This window comes from Streptomyces platensis, assembly GCF_008704855.1.
Lineage (GTDB): Bacteria > Actinomycetota > Actinomycetes > Streptomycetales > Streptomycetaceae > Streptomyces > Streptomyces platensis.
The window spans coordinates 7526032-7551890 of sequence record NZ_CP023691.1 but is presented as its reverse complement, the minus strand read 5'-3'; the positions used below and the strand labels follow the sequence as shown (position 1 = coordinate 7551890).

Here is a 25859-nt window from a genome sequence, read left to right as displayed (position 1 = left end):
CATCAGCGGGAAGGCTAGTCAAAGTTGAGTAGCGTGTGTGGGGTGAGTTTACTGGTGGTAGGGACACCAGGTTCAGCACGCACTGTCGGTCATCGCGCCCTGCCCGCAGGCTGGTTGTCATGACGCGACGTACCACTTTGATCACCGGCGCCACTCAGGGCATGGGCCGCGGCCTGGCACTCGATCTCGCCGCCCGCGGGGGCACCGTTCTGCTGCACGGCCGCGACCCTGATCGTCTCGGGAAGGTGGCGGCCGAGGTACGCGCCGCCGCCCCCGGCACCACCGTCCGTACCTACCTCGCGGATCTGGCCGACCTCGACCAGGTGTACGCGATGGCCGACCGGATCCGGGCGGCGGAGCCCCGGCTCGACGGTGTGATCAACAACGCCGTCGCAGGCGGCGGCACCGAGCCGCTCCGGCGCGAGGTGAGCCGACAGGGCCATGAGCTGCGGTTCGCCGTGAATCACCTCGCCCCGTACGCCCTCACCCGTGCGCTGCTGCCGCTGCTGATCGCCTCGACGCCGGCCCGCGTGGTCAATGTCGCCTCGATCGGACAGGAGGCCATCGACTTCGACAACCTCATGCTGGAGCGGGACTACGAGGGGCTGCACGCCTACTGCCGGAGCAAGCTCGCGCTGATCATGGCGACCTTCCATCTGGCCGCCGAGCTGGCGGGGACCGGTGTCACGGTCAACACGCTGCACCCGGCCCATCTGATGGACACCGACGGAGTGCGCGCGTACGGCCTGACTCCGCTCATCGGCATCGAGGAGGGGGTGCGCCCGACCGTCCGGCTGCTGCTCGATCCGGATCTCGCCACCACCACGGGCCGCTACTTCGACCAGTTCACCGACACCCGGGCCCACGCCCAGGCCTACGACATCGCCGCCAGGGAGCGCCTGATGCAGCTGACGCACACCCTCATTGACGGTGAGACAGACGTGCGGCAGCCCGAAGCCCGCCGCTCCGGAGGAGGTTTCGGTGAGCAGCCGCCGTCTGGTCCGCCGGGTCGGCGGTGAAGGCATAACGGGACCGCCGCATCTCACCGCTCCAAATCGGCGGCCTTGATCGCGCGGCGGGCGAAGACGTCCTCACGGCGGTCCTCCATCTGCCGAAAGGCGTCTTTACGGTCCCTCTTGGAGAGCCGGTCAAGGTAGGTGTGGCCGATGAGGTGATCCGTTTCGTGCTGGAGACACCGGGCGAAGTAGCCCGTCCCCTCGATGACGAGTGGGTGGCCGTCCTTGTCGAATCCGCGGACGACAGCACGGTCGGTGCGGGGAACCGCCATGGCGGCGCCGGGCACGGACAGACAGCCCTCGACGTCGTCGAGGAGTCGACGGCTCCCCGGATCGGGCAGGTCCAGCACCGGGTTGATGAGGTGGCCGACATGCCGGATTCCGTCGTCGTCCGGGCAGTCGTACACGAACAGCCGCAGATCGACGCCGACTTGGTTGGCCGCCAGGCCCGCGCCGTCGGCCACATACATGGTGCGGAACATATCGTCGATCAACGCCGACAGCTCCGGGGTTCCGAACGCGGTCACCTCCCGGCACCGACGGCTCAGCACCTCCTCCCCCACCACCGTGACCCGGCGTACCGATCCCCGTTCCGCCTCCGCCGGCAGAGCCGGATACGAGTCGACGGGCCGGCCCTGCACCCGCACCCGCCGGTCGACGGGACGGGACCGCTCGTGACGAACAGGCATGGCTGTCTCCCCTTTTGCGTACGCCACAGATGCCGCGGAGGTCACCGCGGCTGATACCGGCAGCAAGGACTGCCGCTTGCCAACTGCTTTGCAAAGTAGCAGAGTTTGCAAAGTGACCGAAGATGACCTCAACACCCCGGACGAGCGGAGCGCCGGTACCGACGGCGCATTGCGCGAGCACGAAGTCCGCACCGCCCTGTTGGATCTGCTCGCCGAAGTCGGCACCGTCACGGCGACCGAAGCCGCCGCCCGGCTGGGCTACAGCTCCGGGCTCTGCTCGTTTCACCTGCGGCAGCTCGCACGGCACGGGTACCTCGAAGAGGCCCCTCACAGTGGGGGCCGCGCACGCCCCTGGCGTCTGCGGCAGCACCCCTCCGCTGCCGACGGGCCCATGGAGGAGCAGTTCGGCGATCTGGCCCGGGGGCTGGAGGACGAGAGCTGGCAGCGATGGCTGACCCAGCGGGAGGAGGCGCCGCCGGCATGGCGCCATGACGAAGCCTTCAGCGCCGTCGCCTACCTGACACCCGAAGAGATGAGCCGGGTCGCGGACGTGATCCGGCGGGCGCTCGCGCCCTACCAGGACCGCGAACAGCGCCCCCTGGCCCGGCCCGACGGCGCTCTCCCGGTGGCCCTCATCACGCGACTGTTCCCGCTGCTTCCCCACACGGGAGACGGCGCGGACCGGGACTGAGGAGTCGCCGGCCGTCCCGCTGGGGCGATCGGCACCGTTCGTACGGTGCCCCGAAGTGGAGCGTGGCGACCGGACAGAGCCAGCGGGAAGCCGGAGGCGACACGGCTTCCCGCCGACGAATGAGTGCGGCGGCCACCCCGACCAATGAACTGGCCGCCGCGCCTTCGACCTTACCCGTCGGTCACTTACGGGGTCATCACTTGCTCGGCGACCGGGGTGAGGTGTGCGTCACGCCGCACCAGCGCCGCATAGCGCCCGTCGGCGGCGAGCAGCTCGTCGTGGGTGCCGCGCTCGGCGATCCGGCCGGCGTCCAGGACGACGATCTGGTCGGCGTCGCGGACCGTGGACAGGCGGTGCGCGATGGTGAGGGTGGTGCGGCCCGCGGACAGCTCGTCGATGGCCTGCTGTACGGCGTGTTCGGTGCGGGTGTCCAGGGCGCTGGTCGCCTCGTCCAGGACGAGGACGGGCGGGTCGCGCAGGATGGTGCGGGCGATCGCGAGGCGCTGCTTCTCGCCCCCGGAGAAGCGGTAGCCGCGCTCGCCGACGAAGGTGTCGTAGCCGTCGGGGAGGGCCGTGATGTGGTCGTGTATCTGGGCGGCCCTGGCGGCGCGTTCGATCTCCTCGTCGGTGGCGTCCGGTTTGGCGAAGCGGAGGTTGTCGGCGACCGAGGCGTGGAAGAGGTAGGTCTCCTGGGAGACCACGCCGACCGAGCGCGCGAGGGTGTCGAAGTCGAGGTCGCGGACGTCCGCGCCGTCGAGGGTGACCCGGCCGCCGGTCACGTCGTAGAGCCGCGGCACGAGATAGCTCAGGGTGCTCTTGCCGCTGCCGGTCGGGCCGACGATGGCGAGGCTGCCGCCGGCCGGAACGGCCAGATCGATGCCGTCGAGGGTGGCGGCGGCCTCGGGGTCGTAGCGGAACGTCACGTTCTCGAAGCGGACTTCGCCCCGCGGGGCCGGGATCCGGACCGGTTCGGCGGGCTCGGTGATGGCGACCGGCAGATCGAGGTACTCGAAGATGCGCTGGAAGAGCGCGAGTGAGGTCTGTATTTGTACGCCGGTGGACAGCAGGGAGACGGTCGGACGCAACAGGCCCTGCTGGAGCGAGACGAAGGCGACCAGGGTGCCGAGGGAGAAGACCGGGCCGCCGAACTGGAGGACCAGACCGGCCGCCCAGTAGATCAGCGCGGGCATGGCGGCCATCACGATCCCGATGGTGGCCATCCGCCAGCGGCCGGCCATGTTGGCGCGGACCTCCAGGTCGACCAGGCGCTCGGATTCGCCGGCGAAGGTGCGGGTGAGGGAGTCGGCGCGGCCCATCGTGCGGCCGAGCAGGATGCCGCTGACCGAGAGGGACTCGGTGACCATCGCGGACATGGCGGCCATCTGCTTCTGCCGCTGGGTGGTGATCTTCTTGCGTTCGTTGCCGACCCGGCGGCTGATCCAGACGAACAGCGGAAGCAGCAGCAGCGAGACGACGGTGAGCCGCCAGTCGAGGGCGAGCATGGCGCAGACGGTGGCGAGGACGGAAGTCAGGTTGGAGACCAGGGAGGTGGCGGTGGAGGTGACCGTCGCCTGCATGCCGCCGATGTCGTTGGCGATCCGGGACTGGACCTCGCCGGTCCGGGTGCGGGTGAAGAAGGCCAGCGGCATCCGCTGGAGCTTGGCGTAGACCGCGGTGCGCAGATCGTGCATGACCCGCTGGCCGACGGTGGTGGACAGCAGTGTCTGCAGCACACCGAACACGCTGGTGGTGACCGCGGTGACGATCATGCCGAGGGCGAGCAGGGTGAGCAGTCCGGTGCGCCGGCCGGGGATCGCCACGTCCAGGATCTCGCGGAGGAGGAACGGGGAGGCGACCGAGACCAGCGAGGAGGCGCCGACGAGCAGCCCGACGAGGACGAGCCGGGCGCGGTAGGGGCGGAAGAGCGCGAGGATCCGCCGCAACGGGACCGGCTGCTCCGGGTCCTTGGGCGGTGGGGTCCACTGGGGTTCGTCGCTGCGCATGGGCTCCTTCGAGGGGGTGCGGAAGTCAGGTGGGTGCGGACAGCATCGTGGAGCTTAGCTCATTGTTACCTAAGCTCACAATGAACAAGGTCCGGCTTTCCGCTATCCTCGCGGTATGCCCTCCCCCGAGCCGACGGTCAGCACCACCAACCTCGCCGAGCAGCTGGTACGGCTGACCCGCCGGATGCACCGCGCCCAGAAGCACCATCTGGATCACCTGGACCTCTCCTTCACCCCCGCGCAGTCCCGGCTGCTGCGGATCGTCGGCCACTACGGCGACACCCCGCCACGGATGGCCGACGTCGCCGAGCGGCTGGAGGTCGTCCCGCGCGCGGTGACGACGCTGGTGGACGCGCTGGAGGACCGTGGCGCGGTGCGCCGGGTGCCCGATCCGGCCAACCGGCGGGTGATCCGGATCGAGTTGACCGACACCGGCAGATCCACACTGCGGGCGTTGCGCAGTGCCCGCCGGGCCGCCGCGGAGGAGATCCTGGCACCGCTCACCGGCGAGCAGCGCGAGGTGCTCGGCGGACTGCTGTCCACCCTGGTCGACGGACCGGGGACCGCACAGTGAGCCAGGGCCGGTCCGGTGGGCCGGTGGTGCACGCCGTCCCACCGGACCGGCCCTCACCCTGCTGCGCCACGATCTGGCACTCCAAGGGGTACCTGCGCGGCACGGAGGTGATGGCCGACCGCATCGTCGAGGCGGCCTGGGGGTGGACGGCCGGCGGACGGCTGCCGCTGGTGGTGGACGCCTCCTCGTGCACGCTGGGCCTCGCCCAGGAGGTCGTGCCGTATCTGACGCCGGGCCATCGCGCGCTGCACGAGGAGCTGACCGTCGTCGACTCGGTCGTCTGGGCCGCCGAGGAGCTGCTGCCCCGTCTGGAGACGGTGCGCGCGGTCGGCTCGGCGGTGCTCCATCCGACCTGCGCGATGCAGCACTTGGGCGACGAGCCACAGCTGCGCCGGGTCGCCGAGGCATGTGCGCGGGAGGTCGTGGTGCCGGACGACGTGGGCTGCTGTGCGTTCGCCGGGGACCGCGGGATGCTGCACCGGGAGCTGACCGAGTCGGCCACCGCGAAGGAGGCGGCCGAGGTGACCGCCCGGCACTTCGACGCGCATCTGTCGGCGAACCGGATGTGCGAGGTCGGGATGGACCATGCGACGGCGGGCCGGGGCTATCACTCGGTCCTTCAGGCGCTGGAGCTGGCCACCCGGCCCGCTTGAGCGTGGCCGGGCGGCGGGAGGCCCGCGTCCACCGGGACGTAGGAGGCCCGCATCCGCCGGGAGCGGCAGGTCCGCCCGGCGGATGCGGGAGTGCGGGTCAGCGCGTGAGGTGCAGCGCCACCGCGCCCTTGGCGGGGACCGTGAGCTGTGCCTTGCCGCCGTCGCCCACGGTGACCGTGTGGCCGTCGCAGGCGGACGGGGCGGCCGCCACGACATTGCAGTAGGTACCGGCGGGCAGCGAGGTCGCGAAGGTCTGCTTCAGCTCCCCGTCACCGTTGTTGAGGGCGACGAAGCCCTTGCCGCCCCGGCCGAAGGCGATCGCGCTGCCACCGTTGTCCCACCAGTGGGTCAGCTCCGCCGAGCCCACCGCGTTGCGGAAACCGACCATCCCGGTGACCGCCTGCTTGGCGTGCTGACGGGTCCAGCCGTCGCTGCCGCTGGGCGGTCCGGCGTCCTTGTCGGACCACTCGTAGCCGGAGTAGACGTTCGGCGACCCGTAGGGCGAGGCGAGCAGGAAGACGTTGGCGAGCGTGTAGGCCGCGCCGTCCTTGTAGGTGAGCGTCGAACCGTTGCGCTCGGTGTCCCAGTTGTCGACGAAGGTGCGGGCCCGGTCGCTGCCGAGCTTGCCATCCGCGATGGACCGGAGCTGCGCGAGGTTGCCGCCCTGGAAGGCGCTCTTGAGATGGGTGCCGTAACGGAACTCGTCGACGTCGCCGTTGCCGGTGTACTCCTCGGGCTGCACCGCCTCACCGGCGCCGTGGATGACCTCCTGCACCCAGTAGCCGGGGTCGCGCATCTTGCCCTTGATGGCGGCGAGGTCGGAGGCGGAGATGTGCTTGGCGGCGTCCACCCGGAAGCCGTCCACGCCCAGTGACCGCAGGTCGTCGAGGTACTTCGCGATGGTGGCACGGACCTGGTCGCGGCCGGTGTCCAGGTCGGCGAGGCCCACCAGTTCGCAGGTCTGGACGTCATTGCGGTCGCCGTAGTCGGAGATGCTCTTGCGGCAGCCGTGGAAGTCCTGGTCCCGGTAGGTGCCGGGGTAGTCGTACTTGGTGTACCGGGTGCCGCCGGTGCCCGTACCGGATCCGGCCGCCATGTGGTTGATGACGGCATCGGCGACGACCTTGACGCCCGCGCCGTGGCAGGCGCTGACCATCGAGGCGAACGCGGCCCGGTCGCCCAGCCGTCCGGCAATCTTGTAGCTGACGGGCTGATAGGAGGTCCACCACTGGTCGCCCTTGATGTGCTCGGAGGCGGGTGAGACCTCGACATAGCCGTAGCCGGCCGGGCCGAGCTCGTCGGTGCAGGCCTTGGCGACGTCCGCGTACTTCCACTCGAACAGCGTGGCGGTGACGGTCTTTTCGCCGGGCGGGGCGGCCTGGGAGGACCACGGTGCGAAGGTGGCGAGGCCGGCTGCGGCCAGCACGCCGGCCAGCGCCCCGCCCACCAGACGGGAACGTTGCTGCATCTTGCGGCTCCTTGGTCATGGGGCGCGGCAGCGCGCACCGCGCCCACGAGAGCAGCCACGCGCCGGCCGCCATGGGGGGGGGATGTCCGTACCGGAGCCTGCCGTTTGCCTTGTGGACACGTCAAGGCTTTCTGCAAGGCTTTTCAGCACCTTGCGAAAGGAGCTGGCGGAAGCGCGTCCGGCCTCGCCGTGATGGATCCGCTCTTGCGGCAAAGAGTCCAAGTGTGCCGTAACAAGAGTCCAATCGGCCCTCTTGTGCCTCAGGCCGACGGCCGACAGGGTCCTGACCGAGGTTCACGTATGCCCCGGCACCCCACCGCTCCTGGAGGACCGATGAACGAGGCACCATCGCAGAACCCTGACCCCAACGAGGCCGGTCCGAGCCGCCGTTCGGTCCTGTGGACCGCCGGTGCCGCGGGCGCCGGACTGGGGCTCGGCGGCCTCTCGGCCGGACCGGCCGCGGCGGCCGCACCCGGCGCGGCGGCCCCCGGCGCCGCCGCCGCTGCCCCCCGCGCCACCGGCAGGACGATGATCGGAGTGCCTTTCGAGCGGCGCGGCACCGTACGCGTCGGCATCATCGGCCTCGGCAACCGGGGCGGCAGCATGATCGACCTCTTTCTCGCGGTGCCGGGCGTCCGCGTCGTCGCCCTCTGCGACCCGGTGAAGGAGAAGACCGCCAAGGCCGCCAAGAAGGTCACCGACGCGGGGCAGCCGGCGCCTGCCGTCTACACCAAGGGCGACCATGACTTCGAGAACCTCTGCAAGCGGGGCGACATCGACTTCGTCTACGCGGCCACGCCCTGGGACTGGCACTTCGACATGGCGAAGACCGCGATGCTCAACGGCAAACACGTAGGCGTGGAATGCCCCCTGGCGCTGCGGCTGGACCAGCTGTGGGAGCTGGTCGATCTCTCCGAGCGCACCCGCAGACACTGTATGCAGCTGGAGAACTGCTGTTACGGCAAGAACGAGATGCGGGTGCTGCGGATGGCCCATGCGGGCCTGTTCGGTGATCTGCTGCACGGCGCCGGCGCGTACAACCACGATCTGCGCGGCCTGATGTTCGATCCCAAGTACTACGAGGGGCCCTGGCGCCGGCTGTGGCACACCCGGCTGCGCGGTGACCTCTACCCCAACCACGGGTTCGGCCCGGTCGCCAACTACATGGACATCAACCGCGGCGACCGCGCCGTACGGATCTCCAGCTTCGGCACCCCCGCGCTCGGCCTCGCCGCCTACCGCAAGGCGCACATGCCGGCGAACGACCCCAGCTGGAAGGAGTCGTACATCGAGAGCGACCGGACGATCAGCCTCGTCCAGACCGCCAAGGGGCGGGTGATCCGGCTGGAGCACGATGTCTCCACCCCGCACCCCTACAGCCGGATCAACAGCCTCGGCGGCACCAAGGGCGTCTTCGAGGACTATCCGGAGCGGATCTATATCGAGCCGGACCAGAGCAACGACGAGTGGGGCGACTTCAGCAAGTACGCGGAGTGGGACCACTGGCTGTGGAAGGAGCACGCCAACCCGCCCGGCGGGCACGGCGGCATGGACTACATGCTGGTCTTCCGGCTGATGCAGTGCATGCGGCTGGGCCTCGTACCGGACTTCGACGTCTATGACGCGGCGACCTGGACCGCGCCGGTGCCGCTGAGCGATCTGTCCATCAAGGCGAAGGGCGCGCCGCAGGAGATTCCCGACTTCACCCGCGGGCTGTGGAAGAAGGCGCGGACGGGGATGGATTCGAAGAAGCCGGAGGAGTAGGAGCGAGCACTCCGGGGCCCGGCGGGCGGTGGTGACGCGCCGGGCCCCGGAGCTCAGGTGTCGCGGGGCCTGCCCGGCGCCTCAGCCGGCGGGGCGGGGCCCGGCGCCTCAGATGTCGCGGGGTGGGGCGGAGGCGGCGCCCGGTTCGGCCACGGCCTGCTTCGGCGGGTCCGGCAGGTGCTGCGCCATGGACAGCATGTCGTCGTGTGCCGTAGTGACCGGTAAGCGCTGGTCAGCGGGTGGCCGAGCTTGGACTGACCAGATCCTCCGGCACGGGCAGGCACTCGGAGAGCAGGTCGACGACGTCGCGCCAGGCTCGCTGCGCGTGCCGTGGGTGGTAGCCGACGCCGGGCCGCACGGTGTGGTCGACCGGCGGGTGGTGGAAGGCGTGCAAGGCGCCGCCGTAGACCACGAGTCGCCAGTCGACGCCCGCGGCCTGCATCTCTTCGGTGAACGCGACCCGTTGCGCGGGCGGCATGATCGGGTCTTCCGACCCGACCCCGGCCCACACCGGGCAGCGAATGCGCGCCGCCTCGCCCGGTCGGCCCGTGGTCAGCGCGTTGACTGTCCCGATCGCGCGCAGGTTGACGCCGTCGCGCCCGAGTTCCAGCCCGACGGCGCCACCGGTGCCGTAGCCGACGGCGGCGATCCGGTCGGGATCGGTCCGCGGTTCGGCGCGCAACACGTCGAGCGCCGCATGACCGATGCCCCGCATCCGGTCGGGGTCGGCGAGCAGCGGCATGCAACGGGCCAGCATCTCCTCGGGGTCACCCAAATAGCGCCCGCCGTGAAGGTCGAAGGCCAGCACTACGTATCCCAGCTCGGCGAGAGCATCGGCCCGGCGGCGCTCGACGTCGCTGAGCCCCGTGCCCTCCGGCCCGAGCAGCACCGCGGGCCGGCGGTCGACACCGGCCGGGAGTGCGAGGTGCCCGATCATCGTCAGACCGTCGGCCGGGTACTCGACCGTGCGCGTGGTAATCGTCGTCATGAGACCGGACTTTAGTGATCGTCGAGCCCGGTCGGGCCGGGGTTCACCGCTGGCAGAACAGCGCCGATGTCCCTCTGAAATGCGGCGATGGCTCACAAGAACCGTCAAACCCCCGTCCTGGCCGAGGCTTTCGTCCGCTGCGCGGCCGCCGCTTCGTACGCCTGGTGCGTCCCGTGCGCCCGTTACGCCGCTCAGGCCGCCAGGTGCGCCTTGTCCCCCATGACGATGACGGGGTGCCGCGCCGGATCGAGGGCGCGCAGCAAGGCCCGCATCCCGGACTTCGGGACGCTGACACAGGCGGAGGTGCCGCTGCCATGGTCCAGATGCAGCCAGACCCCGCCGCCCTTGGACTGCCCCTCCGGCCGGGTCGGGTCCAGCGGGGAGGCGCCCTTGACGCGGTTGTAGTTGATCGCGACGACGTAGTCGAAGTCGTGGCGGGTGTTCTTGGACCAGTACGACGGCGGGGTGAACGCCGAGGAGTGGGTGTAGGGCAGCTTGGCGCCAGGGTCCGGGAGCACTCCGCCCGCATCGGTCAGCGGGAACACCCCCACGGGGCTGCGCTTGTCCCCCTCGTGATGATTCACAGTCCAGCCGCGCCGGCCGTTGTGCGCATCCCAACTCGCCTTGCGGTCCCAGCCGTTGGCGCCCTTGTCATAGAGGACGACGGTGGCGTCGGCGGAGTTCACGCCCGCGCCGTAGACCGCAACGACCTGCCGGGTGGCGGACGGGATCCGGGACCGCAGGGCCGTGCCGACCTCGGGGATGTTCTTGAGGTGTGTGGTGGACGACCCGCCGCGGGCCGGGCCACCGGGGCGCTCCCCCTTCGCCGCACCGTCGTCCTTGCCGCCGCCCCGGCCGCCACCCGTACCGCCGCAGCCCGCCAGAAGAACCAGTCCCGCCGCGGCCACCGCCGCCATCCGTATCGCACTGCCCGCTGTCCGCATGGCCCCCATGGTCGCACCCCGCGTCCGACGGCCGTTCAGCACTCGCCCGCCGCGCACCGGCGACCACCGTCCACACCGCCACCACCGCCACCGCCACCGCCACCGCCACCGCCACCGCCACACGATTGTCCGAATCACGTGGCCACAGCGGAAAAACCGTTTGAAATCCGCCCAGTCCGCAGGCCAATCTTCCAGGACCTCCACCGACGACGCGATATGCGCGGAGGGGCATTCGCCTGCCGGGACGGCCTGCTGCCGCCCCCTCACCACGACTCCGGCTGGGACACCATGCACCTTCGTGACCTTCCGCACCCCGACCCGGGCGTCCCGGACGTCCGTACGGGCGGCGCCTTCCTCCGGTGGCTCTGCCGCCGACAGCTCGGCGGCCAGCTCAAGGCCCTGGCCTGGGGGCTGGTGAACATCGGCGCCATCGCCGCCTCCCCCCTGCCGGTGGGCCTCGCCGTGCAGGCCGTGGTGGACCGCGACGGCGGGCGGCTCCTCCTGGCCGGCGGCCTGATCCTGGCCCTGGGCGCGCTGATCGCGGCCGGCGACACCATGCTGCACCGCGCGGCCGTCACCAACTGGATCACCGCCGTGGCCCGGATGCAGCAACTGCTCGCCCGCAAGACCACGGAGCTGGGCTCGGTCATGACCCGGCGGGTGGCGGCCGGCGAGATCGTCACCGTCAGCACCGGCGACCTGGAGAAGATCGGCTGGTTCGTCGAGGCCCTCTCCCGGTTCGCCGCGGCGGCCCTGGTCACCATCGGCGTCTCCGTCGCCCTGGCCTTCTACCAGCCGGAACTGGGCATCCTGGTAGCCGTCGCGGTCCCCGTACTCGCACTGGCCGTCCTGCCGCTGCTGCCGCCCGCCACCCGGCGCGCCGACGCCCAGCGCGAGAAGGCCGGCCAGGCCACCGAGCTGGCCTCCGACACCGTCGCCGGGCTGCGGGTGCTGCGTGGCATCGGCGGCGAGGAACTCTTCCTCGGCCGCTACCGCAGCGCCTCCCAAGAGGTACGCAAGGCCGCCGTCCGCAGCGCCCGGATGTGGGCCCTGATCTCGGCCCTCCAAGTACTGCTGCCGGGCCTGCTGCTCATCGCTGTGGTCTCGTACGGCGCCCGGCTCGCCCTCGACGGCACCATCGCGGTCGGCGATCTCGTCACCCTCTACAGCGCGGTCACCTTCCTGCTCTTCCCACTGCGCCGCTTCGAAGAGATCGCCCAGGCCTACTCCTTCGCCAAACCCTCCGCGAAGCGAACGGCCCGCGTCCTGGCCCAGCACCGGCCGGCCGGCGGACGGACCGAGGACCAGGCGACAACGCCCACCGGCGCGCTGCACGACCCGGTCAGCGGTCTGACCGCCCCGGCCGGCCGGCTGACCGCGGTGGTCTGCGGCGACCCCGACGCCGCGGGCCGGCTCGCCGAACGCCTCGGCGGACACCCGCCGCAGGCCGGCGAGGACGCCGGGGACGGAGCCGGTCTGTCCGTCGTCCTCGGCGGCGCCCCGCTCGACGATCTGCCACGGGACACCGCCCGCAGGGCCGTACTCGTCCAGGACAAGGACCCGATGCTGCTCTCCGGCACCCTCGGCGAGCTGCTCGACGTCCCGGCCTCCGGGCGGGTGGGCGCGACGGACGCGCTGGCCGCGGCCCAGTGCGGCGATGTGCTGACCGCGCTGGCACAGGCCTCGGTCGACGACTCCGGCGACCCGATGCACACCTACATCACCGAGCGCGGACGGTCGTTGTCCGGCGGGCAGCGACAGCGGCTGGCACTGGCCCGATCGCTGGTCACCGACCCGGAGGTGCTGGTCCTCGACGAGCCGACCAGTGCCGTCGACGCCCACACCGAGGCCCGGATCGCCGACGGTCTGCGGACGATCAGGAGCGGCCGGACAACGGTCGTCTTCACCTCCAGTCCGCTCCTCCTGGACCGGGCCGAACAGGTGGTGTTCCTCCAGGAGGGCAAGGCCGTCGCCACGGCCGGCCACCGCGAACTGCTGTGCAGCCACCCCGCCTACCGCGCGGTCGTCACCCGCGAGACGGACCCCGAGCCGGCACTGTCGACCGGCCAGATCGAGGAGACCGCATGATCGGCCTGGCGCCCCCGGACTACGATCCGAACGCCCCGCAGACCCTCACGACACTCCCCGTCGGCTCACCGGCCACCGTCCGCAGCTACGTCCGCGGCCTGATCCGCCGTCACCGCCGGGCGTTCACGGTGCTGATCGCCGTCAACACGGCCGCGGTGATCGCCTCCATGGCCGGCCCGTATCTGCTCGGCGGCATCGTCGAGGACCTCTCCGCGGGCGCCCGCGATCTCCCGCTGGGTCGCACGGTCGCGGTGTTCGCCGTCGCGCTGGCCGCCCAGACGGTGTTCGTCCGTATGGTCCGGCTGCGCGGGGCGATGCTCGGCGAGCGGATGCTGGCGGATCTGCGGGAGGACTTCCTCGTACGGTCGGTGGCGCTGCCGCCGGGCGTACTGGAGCGGGCCGGCACCGGCGACCTGCTGTCGCGGATCACCACGGACATCGACCGGCTCTCCAGCGCGATGCGCGAGGCCGTACCGCAGCTGGCCATCGGCGTGGTGTGGGTGGCGCTGCTGATCGGCGGGCTGGCCGTGACCGCGCCGCCGCTGGCCCTGGCCGTGCTGATCGCGCTGCCGCTGCTGATCGTCGGCTGCCGCTGGTACTACAAGCGGGCGCCGGGCGCCTACCGTTCGGAGGCCGCCGGGTACGCCGCGGTGTCCGCCGTGCTCACCGAGTCCGTGGACGCGGGTCGTACCGTCGAAGCCCACCGGCTGGGCGCCCGCCGGATCGCACTGTCGGAGCGCCGCATCCATCAATGGACCCAGTGGGAGCGCTACACCCTCTACCTGCGCTCCGTGCTCTTCCCCGTCATCGATATGGCGCATGTGCTGCTCCTGGCCTCGGTGTTGCTGCTCGGCGGCGCGTTCGTCCTGGAGGGCTGGATCAGTCCCGGGCAGCTGACGACGGGGGCGCTGCTGGCGCAGATGATGATCGATCCGGTCGGCATCATCCTGCGCTGGTACGACGAGCTCCAGGAGGCCCAGGTGTCCATCGCGCGACTCGTCGGCGTCCGGGAGGTCGCCCCGGAGGCCACCGACGCGGACCGGCACCCGGACGGCCGGGACGTCCACGCCGACCAGGTGAGCTTCGGCTACCGCGCCGACGTCGACGTGCTGCGCGAGGTCTCGCTGCGGATCCGCCCGGGGAGCCGGCTGGCGCTGGTCGGTCCGTCCGGCGCCGGCAAATCGACGCTGGGCCGACTGCTGGCCGGTATCTACGGGCCCCGCGTCGGCAGCGTCACCCTGGGCGGCGCCGAGCTCTCCAGGATGCCGGCCGAGCGGCTCCGCGAGCAGGTGGCGCTGGTCAACCAGGAACACCATGTCTTCGTCGGCTCGCTCCGCGACAACCTCTTGCTCGCGCGCACCGGAGCGGCCGATGCCGAGCTGTGGGCAGCACTCGGCGCGGTGGACGCCGACGACTGGGCGCGGGCCCTGGACCAGGGGCTGGACACCGAGGTCGGCTCGGGCGGCCACGCCCTGACTCCGGCCCAGGCCCAACAGATCGCGCTGGCCCGGCTGGTACTGGCCGATCCGCACACCCTCGTGCTGGACGAGGCGACCTCCCTGCTCGACCCACGGGCGGCCCGCCACCTGGAGCGCTCACTGGGCAGAGTGCTGGACGGCCGCACCGTGGTGGCCATCGCGCACCGGCTGCACACCGCACACGACGCCGACGTCATCGCGGTCGTCGAGGAGGGCCGGATCAGCGAACTGGGCAGCCACGACGAACTGGTGGCCGCCGACGGTGCGTACGCGGCACTCTGGCGGTCCTGGCACGGCTGATGTGGGCCGCCGTGCCGTTGATGCCGCCGTACGGCGACCGGGCGAACGGCACGGACGCGAGGCCGGCGCGGGCGCACGGAACGGCGGCGCAGACCTCATGAAGTCGGCGCCGCCGTTCCGATGTGCGGGAGGCCAGATCAGCCGGCGGAGCCGCCCTGCATCGCCTTGCGCAGGTCGCTCGTCTGCTGCGCCAGCGTCTTCAGGTCGATCTTCTTGAGGGAACGCGAGGTCGCCCCGTCCAGACCGGTCACGTCCCCGACCGAGGTGCTGTCGGCCCAGACACACAGGGGGATGTAGTCGCCGCCGCCGTCGGCGACCCCGCAGCGCAGAACGGCTCCCTTAGCGTCGGGGTCCTGGAGATCGAAGTCCTTCGGCGCGACGGCCATCTTGTTCGGGCCGAAGGCCGCCTTCACCCGCTGCGCGGGGTCGGACACCACACCCGCACCGGTGTGGACGCCCAGGGTGACCGAGGGCTGGTTCTGCGCAAGGTAGACCGAGTCGGTCTGGGTCAGGCCCTTCAGCTCCGGGTACAGCGCGGGCTTCCGCTTTTCCGGCGGGTACATCTGCGCGGTGGCCTTCGCGTCATAACGAAGTGCCGCCGGGCCCGACTTCACCACCTTGGGGGTGGCCAGCCCCTTGGAGTTGTTCTCCGCCTTCCCCTCGCCCTGGCCCTGGCTCTGCCCCTGTCCCTGGTTCTGTTCCCCGCCCTGGCTCTGTCCCTGTCCCTGCCGCGCCTCGGTGTCGTCCCCACCACCGAGCTGCGACCACGCCAGGTAGCCACCCCCGGCGAGCAGCACGACGGCGACCAGGACGACGGTCAGGATCAGTCCGGTGCGGCGCCGGGGAGGCGGCGGAGGCGGCGGCGTGAAGCCCGGGCCCCCACCCTGGCCCGGAAGTCCGGTCGGCGGCGTCGGGCCGTTCTGCGGCGCAACCGGTGCACCGGGGTAGGATGGCAGCGGGGCGCCATATCCGGATGGTGGTGTCTGCGGCGGCTGGTGGGTCACAGTTGTCGGTTCCCTCGTCATCGGTTGCAGGAGCCCGGACATCCTTCCGCATCGCTCGAAGTCGCCGACGTCAGGGGGCGGGTGCGGGACGACCGGACGGCCACCCACTCGACCGACGGCGGACGTCCGGCCGACGGCGGACGCTCGGCCGGCCGCCACATCAGGTGCTCGTGAGGGTCAGGCGCTCGTGGGGAGTAGGCACTCGTGAGGATCAGGTGCTCGTAAGGATCACGAGTCGCTGGGTCGCCCGGGTCATCGCGACATAGCGGTCGACCGATCCTTCGATGCCCTGGCCGAACTCCTCCGGGTCGATGAGGACGACCAGGTCGAACTCCAGGCCCTTCGACAGCTCCGGGGTCAGCGACCGGACGCGGGACGTCGCCCGGAAAGTGGGGTCGCCGATGACGCAGGCGATCCCGTCGCTCTGCGCGGCGAGCCAGGTGTCGAGGATCGAGTCCAGATCCGAGGTGGAGCCGTGGACGACGGGAATGCCGCTGCTGCGGATGGAGCTCGGCACGTTCGCATCCGGGAGCACGGCCCGGATGACCGGCTCCGCTTCCGTCATGACTTCTTCCGGCGTGCGGTAATTGATGCTCAGCGAGGCCAGGTTGACCCGGTCGAGACCGACCCGCGCCAGCCGTTCCTGCCACGACTCGGTGAACCCGTGCCTGGCCTGAGCACGGTCCCCGACGATGGTGAAGCTCCGGGACGGGCAGCGGAGCAGCAGCATCTGCCATTCCGCGTCGGTCAGTTCCTGCGCCTCGTCCACGACGATATGCGCGAACGGGCCCGCGAGCAGGTCCGGTTCGACGCCGGGCAGGGCGGACTCATCCACCAGGGTGTCCCGCAGGTCCTGCCCGCGCAGCATCGTCACCGCGCCCTCACCGTCGTCGTCGGCCGCCAGCACATTGTCGATGACGTCGGCCATACGCTCGCGTTCGGCGGCGACCGCGGCCTTGTGGCGGCGCTGTCGCCGCGCCGCCTCCGGGTCGCCGAGCCGCTGCCGTGCCGCGTCCAGGAGCGGCAGGTCGGACACCGTCCAGGCTTGGGGAGCGTCCTTGCGCTGCAACGTCCGTACCTCGTCGGGGCTGAGCCACGGAGCACACATCCGCAGATAGGCGGGCACCGACCACAGGTCTCCGACAAGATCGGCCGCTTCCAGCAGCGGCCACGCGCGGTGGAGGGTCGTCACCAGCTCTTCGTCGCGCAGCAGCGACCTGCGGAAGACGTCGGGCGAGACATCACCGTCGTACTTGTCCCGCAGAATCGTGAGCAGCTCCTCCCAGATCTGCTCACGCGCCTCGTTGTGCGGCGTACCTGGTTCCGGTGCGTCGAATGCCTCGGCCCAGTCGTCGGCGCTCAGCCAGAGGTCGGCCCAGTCGGTCGTGACCGTCATCCCCTCGGCGGGCGGCTCTTCGTAGAGCCTGACGGCCGCCTCGATCGCCTGCACCAGCTGCGCGGACGACTTCAGGCGCGCCACCTCCGGGTCGGCCTCGATCGCTGCGGTGGCTCCCTCGGCGACCAGGTCCCGCAGGATGCAGGTCTGTACGCCCTCCTCTCCGAGGCTGGGCAGGACGTCGGCGACATAGGCCAGGTAGGGCCGGTGCGGACCGACGAACAGCACACCGCCCCGACGATGACCGAGACGGGGATCGGAGTAGAGAAGGTAGGCGGAACGGTGCAGCGCGACGACGGTCTTCCCCGTACCCGGACCGCCGTCGACGACCAGAGCGCCACGGGATCCCGCACGGATGATGGCGTCCTGGTCGGCCTGGAGGGTGCCGAGCACATCGCGCATCCGCGCCGACCTGTTGCCGCCCAGGCTCGCGATGAAAGCGGACTGATCGTCGAGCGCGGCGTGCCCGGCGAACCCGTCCGAGGTGAACACCTCGTCCCAGTAATCGCTGATCCGGCCGCGGGTCCACCGATACCTGCGGCGGCTGGTCAGCCCCATCGGATTGGCGTGGGTGGCTCCGAAGAACGGCTCGGCCGCGGGAGAACGCCAGTCGAGCAGCAGCCGGCGCCCCGCGCTGTCCGTAAGGCCAAGCCGTCCGACGTACACCGGCTCGGGGCTGTCCGCGCTCACCATGTGCCCCAGGCACAGATCCAGTCCGAAGCGCCGCAGTGCACGCAGGCGCGCGGTCAGCCGGTGGATCTCCGCGTCCCGGTCCATCGCCTGCCGCCCCACGCCACCGGGCGCCCTGCGCTCGGCATCGAGACGTTCGGACAGTTCGGCGATCGACTGCTCCAGGCACTCCGCGAGAGCCTCGAAGTGCCGCTCATCGCCGCCGATCAGCGTCGGTTCGGCCTTGGGGGAACGGCGGTCAGGAAGGTCAAACACGCTGGTGGTCAGCGGGTGCACGGTGTGGGCTCCGATCTGAGGTGTGCGCGGGGTTGTGGCGCGGGGCGAGGCGTTTGGAACGAGGGGAGGAAACTGGTGGGCGTGACGGGCTACGCTCCGGCGGGCATGGGCCGGAGGGGCGTTTTTGGGTCAGGCCGTGGTGTTGTTGGCTCAGCCCGTGGTCGCTGTTGGCTCAGCCCGTGGCGTTGTTGATCCGGCCCGCTGTGGTTGTCGATTCAGGTCGCCAGGGTCGGCGGTTTGGGGTGTGCTTCCGGGTCCCGGCTGGGCAAACTCGCGCAGTTCACGCGGACATCGGCGGCTTCTCCTGGGTGACGGCGTCACGCAGCAGCTTCGCGGCCACCGCCGCCCCGTCGGTGCGGATCGTGCCGGCCACGGCCCTCGCTCGTACGCGGGTCTCGGGGGTCAGGGACGTCCTGAGCGCGGCCGACAGGGAGTTGACGGTCGGGGTCGAGCCGTCGTGTGCCGCGCCGATGCCCAGCTCGGCCACCCTGCGGGCCCAGTACGGCTGATCCGCCGCCTGCGGAACCACCACCTGAGGCGCGCCGGCCCGGGCGGCCGCCGTCGTGGTGCCCGCGCCGCCGTGGTGCACGACGGCGGCCACCCGGCCGAACAGCGCCTGCTGGTTGACCTCGCCGACGACGAAGCAGTCGTCCCGGTCGTCGATCAGGTCCAGGTCGGCCCAGCCACGCCTGACGAGAGCACGACGGCCCTGCGCGCGAACCGCCTCGATGACCACCCGGGCGATGTCCTTCGAGGCGTGCAGGGGCATGCTGCCGAAGCCCACGTACACCGGTGGTTCACCGGCGCCCAGGAACGCTTCCAGGCCGTCCGAGAGTGGGCGTGCGTCGGGCCGGATCCACGCGCCGGTCTGCACGACGCCGAGGTCCGCCGGCTCCTGCCACGGGTCCAGGACCGGGTCCGTCGCCAACCACGGCCGGTCGCCGACGACGTAGCCGCGGACATCGTCCACCGGGGGCAGACCGATCGCCGCCCGGTTGGTGTTGAGCGCCGCACCGAACAGCGCATTGATGCTCTCCGCGTCCAGGGCCCACAGCACCCGGTTGTCGGTCACCCCGGGCGGGAACGGCCGGCCCGGATACGCGATCGGCGGATGGTGCGGCGACGGCAGACCGAGCTGCTGGAAGGTCACGGAAAGGGAGCGGATACCCAGCTTCTCGGCCACCGACAGCGCCCCGGCCGCGGCCGGCAGCATGCCGGTCGCCACCAGCACATCACATCCCTCAGCCGCCCCCATGACAGCGTCGAGCTGGCCGGCGATCAACTCGGCCGCGTAACGGGGAAAGGATGATGGCGGCGGCGCCGCAGCCGTCAGCTCCCGCGCCGACGGCCCGACGGGCACCACCGGCACGCCGACCCCGTCCAGCAGGTCCCCGAACTCCTCGTCCGGCGGCGCACACACCCGCACCTCCGCACCGAGCGCCCGCAGCTGCACCGCGAGCCCCACCAGCGGTTCCACGTCCCCGCGCGACCCATACGTGCACAGCACCACGCGCATTTCGCATCCCCCATTTTCCTGCATTCCGGCTCAGGCCGGTGATTCTGCGGTACAACGGGGGCCTTGCCGCAAGCCCCCCAGTGCGCTATATCTTGAGAATGGAAAGGAGCGGGGATCTCCTTTCCTTTTCTTTTTCCTCCTCCGCGCGCTCCTTCTCGCTGTCCCTTGCCGCCCGCTGCCGATGTCGCCCGCTGCGGATCTCGCCCGCTGTGGATGGACTTTCGCACCTCGGGAGCAGCCGCCCCGACGCGCGCCCTATGGCCGACCCCCACCACACAGGAAGCAAGCAAGCACCGCGAAGCCCCCTTGAAGCCCGACTAACGAGACTTGTGGAGGGTCGGCGAGCGCGCGATCAGAACCAGTGCAGGCGGTGCGGGGAGCGCTCGGCGCGGAAGAGGGCGCCGGCGAGGGCGGGCGCGCCCGGGCGGTGGGCCCGGGGTGGGCCGGGATGCGTCCAGCGCGTACGAGCGTGCTCGGGGCGGTGCCACCGAGGTGGACCGAGCCCAGGTCGCGCACGTCCAGGGACAGGTCGGGCTTCCGGTCCGTCGGGACCCAGTCGGCCTTGCTGTCCCGGACGGTCAGCAGGTAGCGGCCGTGCTCGCCGAAGAACGGGTCGTCGACGTCGACGACGATCTCGCCGTCCATGAACCAGCCGCGCGCGGTCAGCGCACGCGGGACATCCAGCAGCCGCACCCGGAGCCAGTCCGTGTCGTCGCTCACCTGGACGGCGCGGAAGTCCGCCAGCTGCCGGCGCAGCGGATGATCGAGCACGAGGTGCTTGAACACGACCTGAGTGACCAGGTCGTGGCCGAGCACGAACCGGGCCAGGGCCGTGCAGACGGCGTCGTCGGTGGCGATGATCTCGGTCGCCGGGGCGCCGGCCGTTCCGCGCGCCCGGGGCGGGCGAAGGCGGTCTGGTGGCGCGGCACCGTCAGCGACGATCCCCGCGCCTGAGCGAAGGCGCCAGGCAAAGACTTGCGGTGGTCAACTGCCGCCCGCCGGCACCGTCCTGGAAGTGGTGACGATCAGGGCCGGTCCAGTTTCATCACGCCAGCTGTCATAAGCCGACACCACCGCCTCGGTGACCTGCCGCTGCCCTGCGTACATCGGAGAAGGCGTCAGCTCGGGGGCATCTGCCGCTGAGCAGATGGGCACGCAGCGGGCCGGGCGCGACCGGTCAGATATAGCCGAGCGCGCCCAGACCACCGAGGCCGCCGAGCACCATGAACAGCGGCATCAGCACCTTCAACTCCACCCAGCTGCCGGCCTTGAAGCGCATGCCCTTGGGCGGACCGAGGGGGTACCAGCGCTTACGGCCTATCGGGATGGGCCACAGAACGGGGCAGCCCGAGACGGTCAAGGCATCGCCGATGTCATGGACCAGCGCGCCGAGGACGACCGGCAGACCCAGCCAGAGGTACTGCTGCCCCGGCTCGGTGAACAGCCAGCTCGCACCATTGCCCGGCTGATCGAGAACGCCGGCCAGGATCCACGCCGAGGCCGCACCCAGCAGCCACACCAGCACGTCGCTGGAGACCCGTGCCGCCCGCCACAGCAACCCTTCGATGGCGAGCACCATATGGACGAAGAGGATGCCGAGTACCGCCCAGCGCCCGCCCTGCATCGCCAGCAGCGACATCCCGCCGCCGACCAGCACGGCCCACACCCAGGTGTGAGTGAGCGTGCGGTGGCCGCCATTGCGGTTCGAGTCACCGCGCATCTTTGTCGCCTTGTAGACCGCGTGCGAGATGGCGTCGACCACCTCGCACAGCATCCGCGACAGCGGCCCGAAAGCCCGGGATATGGTCGCGGACTTGTGGTCGAGGTCCGGGGCCAGCGCCGCTCCGGCACAGATCAGAGCCCCGCAGACGAGCACCGGCCAAGGCATCGGATGTCCGGCGGCATCCGCCGCCGCACCCACCCCCAGCCAGGCCGCGGCCCCGGACAGCGAGTGCGCCGGTCCCATCATGGTTACTCCCACCCCTTGTTCTCTTACGCATCCACCTGCGCGGCGCGTGGCTCCCGCACTGCTGAGCCGCGCCGCTGACGCCCGGTCGGCGACTCAGCGTAGCGCCAGATGATCTCCCCCCGAGGAGCGGGTAAGCCAACTCCTTCCCACCTGGCCGGGCCAGCCCACCGCTGCCGGCGGAGGCATGGGGTGTCTGGGGAGCTGCTTGCCGAAGAGAGAAACAGCTGATGTTGCGTCAATTGCGGGGTGCAGCAGGTAGCTGTGAGTCTGAGACGGATAGACGTCATGGGTCGAGGAGTCGGCATTCCTGAACGCGACGGCCTCTCGATTGCCCTACCCGTCACTGCTTGTGATCAACAGGTGGTGAGTAAGTGATGTGCCGCGCTCGGCCGGCGGTCAACGGTCGGCAGGCAGCGGTCACCCACGGAGATGAAGACATGACACACATCCACGCTCCCTTTGGCAGGTGGGCCCCCGCTCCTCTGAGCGAGCTAGCCGCGATGTTCTCCAGCTTGGATTGCCACTGGTGGGTGGCTGGGGGCTTCGCGATCGAACTCGCCGTGGGCCACCCGTTCCGGAGCCACGGCGACATCGACGTCCTGCTGTTACGACGTGACCAGCTCGCGGCCCAAGAAGCTCTGACAGGCTGGCAATGGTGGGCTGCGGATCCGCCAGGGAGCTTGCGCCCGTGGGCCTCGGGTGAGGCCCTTCCACGCGGGGTTCACGACATCTGGTGCCGACCGGGCCCTGATGATCCCTGGCGCGTCCAGCTCATGCTTGACGAGTCCCACGGTCAGGACTGGGTGTCACGCCGCGACCCCCAAGTACGCAGGCCGATCAGCACTCTGGGAACGGCTTCGGCTGCGGGTGTTCCCTTTCTGGCTCCGGACGTGCAGCTTTACTACAAAGCCAAGGCACCGCGGCCCAAGGATGAAAAGGACTTCGACACGGTTCTGCCGTTGCTCACGAAGCGGCAGCGTCGGTGGCTCGTTGGCGCCATCACCAAGACGTACGGGCCGCACCCTTGGATCAAGCGCTTGAAGGCATGAGTCCAGGCTGGTGCAATCGCCGCTCCGCCGGGAAAACCTCGCCAGAGGACACCCCGGATACGCGGGAGCAGCACAAAGACGCATGGTTGAGCCACATCGGCCCGCCATGTCACCGTCGAGCGGGTCCCTGGGGCCTCCCCCTCCCTCCCCCTCCCCACCCACCGCCCCCGCCCCAGCTCGCTCTCGCAATCAGGCGACGCTCGACAGCGCGACGCCATGCCCCCTGGCCCCTCTTCCCCGCCCCCAGGTCCGTGGCCCGTGGCCCGTGGCCCGATCGCCCCCCTGTCCACCAACCCCGCGCCCCCGCGACCTCCCGGTTCGACGGAGGGCATCCTCCTCACCCCGCAGCGGTCGCCCACCTCAGGTGATCTGCGCCACGCACCGAGCGCACTGCCGCGCCAGGAGACCTCGACCACGACAGTGCGTTCGCAGTCGTGTACGGGTTGTAAAGACCTTGCATGGAAGCCTCCCTCGATGCTGGGCGGATCAGAGCACCAAAGCGCCGCCACGGTCTCGCCTCCCTCGGCGCCCCAGGTCCGCTCACCCCAGCGAGGAATGACCGCCCCCGGGCCCGGCGGCCCACGTTTCCGCAGGTCAGAGCAGCTATCGCGATAGCTCCCAGGGCTATACCTGCGGCCTCCACGGGAAGGGCCGGGCCACAGGGCAACCCGTACGCAGCACTGTCGATCTTCGGATGGGCTGCCCTTTGGCCGCCGGTTCCCTGATCTGGGTCGAAGACAGGCAGTATGGGGGGCGTGACCCTCATCGATCATCTGCCGAACGACGCCGACCCCGATGCCCTCTTCGAAGCCTTTTCGGGCTGGGCCGAGCAGCAGGGCATCTCGCTCTACCCTGCCCAGGAGGAGGCGCTGATCGAGGTGGTCTCCGGAGCGAACCTCATTTTGTCCACCCCCACCGGCTCCGGTAAGAGTCTAGTGGCGGCCGGTGCGCACTTCACCGCTCTCGCCAATGATCAGGTCACCTTCTACACCGCCCCCATCAAGGCGCTGGTCTCGGAGAAGTTCTTCGATCTGTGCAAGCTGTTCGGCACCGAGAACGTCGGCATGCTCACCGGTGACGCATCGGTCAACGCCGACGCGCCGGTCATCTGCTGCACCGCCGAGGTGCTCGCCTCGATAGCGCTGCGGGACGGCAAGGACGCCGACATCGGCCAGGTCGTGATGGACGAGTTCCACTTCTATGCCGAGCCGGACCGCGGCTGGGCCTGGCAGATTCCGCTGCTCGAACTGCCGCAGGCGCAGTTCATTCTGATGTCGGCGACGCTCGGCGACATGTCGCGCTTTGAGGAGGACCTGACCCGGCGCACGGGGAAGCCGACGTCGGTGGTGCGGTCGGCCACGCGGCCGGTGCCGCTGTCGTACGAGTACCGCACGACGGCGCTGACGGAGACACTCACCGAACTGCTGGAGACCCGCCAGTCTCCCGTCTACATCGTGCACTTCACTCAGGCCGCCGCCGTGGAGCGGGCGCAGGCCCTGATGAGCATCAATATGTGTACGCGTGCCGAGAAGGACGAGATCGCTCAGCTCATCGGGAACTTCCGGTTCACCACGAAGTTCGGCCGGAACCTGTCGCGGTATGTCCGCCATGGCATCGGCGTGCATCACGCCGGCATGCTGCCGAAGTACCGGCGGCTCGTCGAGAAGCTGGCACAGGCGGGTTTGCTGAAGGTCATCTGCGGTACGGACACACTCGGCGTGGGCGTCAATGTGCCGATCCGTACGGTGTTGTTCACCGCGCTGACCAAGTACGACGGTACGCGGGTGCGGACGCTGCGGGCGCGAGAGTTCCATCAGATCGCCGGCCGCGCCGGGCGGGCGGGCTTCGACACCGCGGGATTTGTGGTCGGGCAGGCTCCCGAGCATGTCGTGGAGAACGAGAAGGCGCTGGCGAAGGCGGGCGACGACCCCAAGAAGCGCCGCAAGGTGGTGCGCAAGAAGGCGCCGGAGGGCTTCGTCAACTGGGGTGAGAACACCTTCGAGAAGCTGATCGCTTCCGACCCCGAGCCGCTGAACTCCCGTTTCCGGGTGACGCACACGATGCTGCTGTCGGTGATCGCCCGGCCGGGGAATGCCTTCGAGGCGATGCGCAAGCTCCTCGAAGACAACCATGAGTCGCGCAAGAACCAGCTCCGGCATATCCGGCGGGCCATCGCGATCTACCGCTCGCTGGTGGACGGCGGGATCGTGGAACGGCTGGCGGAGCCGGACGCGGAGGGCCGGATCGTCCGGCTGACCGTGGATCTTCAGCAGGACTTCGCTCTCAACCAGCCGCTGTCGACGTTCGCCCTGGCCGCGTTCGACCTGCTCGACCCCGAGTCGCCGTCGTACGCGCTGGACATGGTCTCGGTGGTGGAGTCCACGCTGGACGATCCGCGGCAGATCCTGGCCGCGCAGCAGAACAAGGCCCGGGGCGAGGCGGTCGCCCAGATGAAGGCCGACGGCGTCGAGTACGAAGAGCGCATGGAACGGCTCATGGACGTCGAGTACCCCAAGCCGCTGGAAGAGCTGCTCTTCCACGCCTACGGCCTCTACCGCAAGAGTCACCCGTGGGTCGGCGACCACCCGCTGTCGCCGAAGTCGGTCATCCGCGATATGTACGAACGCGCCATGACCTTCACGGAGTTCACGTCCTTCTACGAGCTGGCGCGCACCGAGGGGATCGTGCTGCGCTACCTGGCGAGTGCGTTCAAGGCGCTGGATCACACCGTGCCGGACGACCTGAAGTCCGAGGACTTCGAGGACATCATCGCCTGGCTGGGCGAGATGGTGCGGCAGGTCGACTCCAGTCTGCTGGACGAGTGGGAGCAGCTCGCCAATCCGGAGGTGGAGACGGCGGAGCAGGCCGCGGAGCGGGCGGATCAGGTCCGTCCGGTCACGGCCAACGCGCGGGCGTTCCGCGTGCTGGTGCGTAATGCGATGTTCCGGCGGGTGGAACTGGCGGCGCTGGACAAGGTCGAGGAGCTCGGCGAGATGGATGCCGAGTCCGGCTGGGACGTGGATGCCTGGGGCGACGCGATGGACGCCTACTGGGACGAATACGACGAGCTGGGCACCGGCCCGGATGCGCGCGGCCCGAAGCTGCTTCAGATTGAGGAGGATGCCGCGCACGGGCTGTGGAAGGTGCGGCAGACTTTCGCCGACCCGAACGGTGATCACGACTGGGGCATCTCCGCGGAGGTGGATCTGGCCGCGTCCGACGAGGAGGGGCGCGCGGTCGTGCGGGTCACGGACGTGGGTCAGTTGTAAGGCGGTGGCTTCGGCCGAAGCCACCGGAGGATGT

General features: G+C 70.4%; 17 protein-coding genes and 2 pseudogenes. 9 read left to right on the top strand and 10 right to left on the bottom strand.

Translation table 11 applies throughout. From position 1 onward, the window contains the following. Positions 1–119 precede the first annotated feature (119 nt). Positions 120–1019, top strand: coding sequence for an SDR family NAD(P)-dependent oxidoreductase (locus CP981_RS33320; protein ID WP_244329897.1), 900 nt, complete (start codon positions 120–122; stop codon positions 1017–1019). A 23-nt stretch (positions 1020–1042) separates the two neighbouring features. Here CP981_RS33320 and def read toward each other — a convergent pair whose 3' ends face one another. Beyond that, positions 1043–1705: a peptide deformylase gene (gene def, locus CP981_RS33315; RefSeq protein WP_085924939.1), complete on the bottom strand. Its 663-nt coding sequence runs from the start codon at positions 1703–1705 to the stop codon at positions 1043–1045. A gap of 112 nt (positions 1706–1817) precedes the next feature. On the opposite strand from def, the gene CP981_RS33310 reads away from it, so the two are divergent. Further along, the gene (locus CP981_RS33310; protein ID WP_085924940.1) at positions 1818–2396 is read left to right on the top strand and encodes a winged helix-turn-helix domain-containing protein; all 579 of its coding nucleotides are present in this window, start codon (positions 1818–1820) and stop codon (positions 2394–2396) included. A gap of 185 nt (positions 2397–2581) precedes the next feature. On the opposite strand, the gene CP981_RS33305 is transcribed toward CP981_RS33310, so the two are convergent. Continuing rightward, entirely contained in the window at positions 2582–4399 is a 1818-nt protein-coding gene (locus tag CP981_RS33305; RefSeq protein WP_085924941.1) for an ABC transporter ATP-binding protein, read from the bottom strand. Positions 4400–4514: 115 nt separating this feature from the next. Here CP981_RS33305 and CP981_RS33300 point away from each other — a divergent pair, with 115 nt between their 5' ends. Beyond that, complete coding sequence (locus tag CP981_RS33300) at positions 4515–4973, top strand: MarR family winged helix-turn-helix transcriptional regulator (RefSeq protein WP_085924942.1); 459 nt, start codon at positions 4515–4517, stop codon at positions 4971–4973. A 5-nt stretch (positions 4974–4978) separates the two neighbouring features. Then, a pseudogene (locus CP981_RS33295) lies at positions 4979–5626 on the top strand (heterodisulfide reductase-related iron-sulfur binding cluster); the annotation flags it as partial. 97 nt (positions 5627–5723) lie between these two features. Here the strand turns inward: CP981_RS33295 and CP981_RS33290 are convergent. Continuing rightward, a complete protein-coding gene (locus CP981_RS33290) occupies positions 5724–7094 on the bottom strand; it encodes an alpha-amylase (protein WP_085924943.1) in 1371 nt (456 codons plus the stop codon). 333 nt (positions 7095–7427) lie between these two features. Here CP981_RS33290 and CP981_RS33285 point away from each other — a divergent pair, with 333 nt between their 5' ends. Further along, entirely contained in the window at positions 7428–8858 is a 1431-nt protein-coding gene (locus tag CP981_RS33285; protein ID WP_085924944.1) for a Gfo/Idh/MocA family protein, read from the top strand. Positions 8859–9090: 232 nt separating this feature from the next. On the opposite strand, the gene CP981_RS33280 is transcribed toward CP981_RS33285, so the two are convergent. Further along, positions 9091–9846, bottom strand: coding sequence for a dienelactone hydrolase family protein (locus CP981_RS33280; RefSeq protein WP_085924945.1), 756 nt, complete (start codon positions 9844–9846; stop codon positions 9091–9093). A 191-nt stretch (positions 9847–10037) separates the two neighbouring features. Further along, complete coding sequence (locus CP981_RS33275; RefSeq protein WP_244329896.1) at positions 10038–10790, bottom strand: hypothetical protein; 753 nt, start codon at positions 10788–10790, stop codon at positions 10038–10040. Between the two features lie 288 nt (positions 10791–11078). Between CP981_RS33275 and CP981_RS33265 the strand changes: the two genes are divergently transcribed. Both CP981_RS33265 and CP981_RS33260 read left to right on the top strand, forming a co-directional pair. Next, complete coding sequence (locus tag CP981_RS33265) at positions 11079–12878, top strand: ABC transporter transmembrane domain-containing protein (RefSeq protein WP_085925019.1); 1800 nt, start codon at positions 11079–11081, stop codon at positions 12876–12878. Next, complete coding sequence (locus CP981_RS33260; RefSeq protein ID WP_085924947.1) at positions 12875–14656, top strand: ABC transporter ATP-binding protein; 1782 nt, start codon at positions 12875–12877, stop codon at positions 14654–14656. Before CP981_RS33265 ends, CP981_RS33260 begins: the two co-directional genes overlap by 4 nt. A 137-nt stretch (positions 14657–14793) precedes the next feature. Here the strand turns inward: CP981_RS33260 and CP981_RS33255 are convergent, their stop codons facing one another. The 5 genes and pseudogenes from CP981_RS33255 to CP981_RS33235 all read right to left on the bottom strand — a co-directional run bounded on the left by CP981_RS33255 (position 14794) and on the right by CP981_RS33235 (position 21507). Then, positions 14794–15660: a hypothetical protein gene (locus tag CP981_RS33255; RefSeq protein WP_143658876.1), complete on the bottom strand. Its 867-nt coding sequence runs from the start codon at positions 15658–15660 to the stop codon at positions 14794–14796. A 211-nt stretch (positions 15661–15871) separates the two neighbouring features. Further along, the gene (gene helR, locus CP981_RS33250) at positions 15872–18022 is read right to left on the bottom strand and encodes an RNA polymerase recycling motor ATPase HelR (RefSeq protein ID WP_085924949.1); all 2151 of its coding nucleotides are present in this window, start codon (positions 18020–18022) and stop codon (positions 15872–15874) included. Positions 18023–18302: 280 nt separating this feature from the next. Further along, positions 18303–19538, bottom strand: coding sequence for a glycosyltransferase (locus CP981_RS33245; protein WP_085924950.1), 1236 nt, complete (start codon positions 19536–19538; stop codon positions 18303–18305). 352 nt (positions 19539–19890) lie between these two features. Then, a pseudogene (locus CP981_RS33240) lies at positions 19891–20402 on the bottom strand (sterol carrier protein domain-containing protein); the annotation flags it as partial. 313 nt (positions 20403–20715) lie between these two features. Next, positions 20716–21507 (bottom strand): metal-dependent hydrolase, encoded by a 792-nt coding sequence (locus tag CP981_RS33235; protein WP_085924951.1) that lies wholly within the window; start codon positions 21505–21507, stop codon positions 20716–20718. A gap of 437 nt (positions 21508–21944) precedes the next feature. On the opposite strand from CP981_RS33235, the gene CP981_RS33230 reads away from it, so the two are divergent. Next, positions 21945–22556 carry a nucleotidyltransferase domain-containing protein gene (locus CP981_RS33230; protein ID WP_085924952.1) on the top strand — a complete coding sequence of 204 codons (612 nt, stop codon included), beginning with the start codon at positions 21945–21947 and terminating at the stop codon, positions 22554–22556. A gap of 755 nt (positions 22557–23311) precedes the next feature. Further along, entirely contained in the window at positions 23312–25825 is a 2514-nt protein-coding gene (locus CP981_RS33225) for a DEAD/DEAH box helicase (RefSeq protein ID WP_085924953.1), read from the top strand. The last annotated feature ends 34 nt before the right edge of the window (positions 25826–25859 follow it).

Excerpts from the sequence above, each read along its gene's own strand:
- CP981_RS33320 (WP_244329897.1), top strand. The coding sequence starts at position 120 with ATGACGCGACGTACCACTTTGATCACCGGCGCCACTCAGGGCATGGGC.
- def (WP_085924939.1), bottom strand. The coding sequence starts at position 1,705 with ATGCCTGTTCGTCACGAGCGGTCCCGTCCCGTCGACCGGCGGGTGCGG.
- CP981_RS33305 (WP_085924941.1), bottom strand. The coding sequence starts at position 4,399 with ATGCGCAGCGACGAACCCCAGTGGACCCCACCGCCCAAGGACCCGGAG.
- CP981_RS33300 (WP_085924942.1), top strand. The coding sequence starts at position 4,515 with ATGCCCTCCCCCGAGCCGACGGTCAGCACCACCAACCTCGCCGAGCAG.
- CP981_RS33290 (WP_085924943.1), bottom strand. The coding sequence starts at position 7,094 with ATGCAGCAACGTTCCCGTCTGGTGGGCGGGGCGCTGGCCGGCGTGCTG.
- CP981_RS33285 (WP_085924944.1), top strand. The coding sequence starts at position 7,428 with ATGAACGAGGCACCATCGCAGAACCCTGACCCCAACGAGGCCGGTCCG.
- CP981_RS33280 (WP_085924945.1), bottom strand. The coding sequence starts at position 9,846 with ATGACGACGATTACCACGCGCACGGTCGAGTACCCGGCCGACGGTCTG.
- CP981_RS33275 (WP_244329896.1), bottom strand. The coding sequence starts at position 10,790 with ATGCGGACAGCGGGCAGTGCGATACGGATGGCGGCGGTGGCCGCGGCG.
- CP981_RS33265 (WP_085925019.1), top strand. The coding sequence starts at position 11,079 with ATGCACCTTCGTGACCTTCCGCACCCCGACCCGGGCGTCCCGGACGTC.
- CP981_RS33260 (WP_085924947.1), top strand. The coding sequence starts at position 12,875 with ATGATCGGCCTGGCGCCCCCGGACTACGATCCGAACGCCCCGCAGACC.
- CP981_RS33245 (WP_085924950.1), bottom strand. The coding sequence starts at position 19,538 with ATGCGCGTGGTGCTGTGCACGTATGGGTCGCGCGGGGACGTGGAACCG.
- CP981_RS33235 (WP_085924951.1), bottom strand. The coding sequence starts at position 21,507 with ATGATGGGACCGGCGCACTCGCTGTCCGGGGCCGCGGCCTGGCTGGGG.
- CP981_RS33230 (WP_085924952.1), top strand. The coding sequence starts at position 21,945 with ATGACACACATCCACGCTCCCTTTGGCAGGTGGGCCCCCGCTCCTCTG.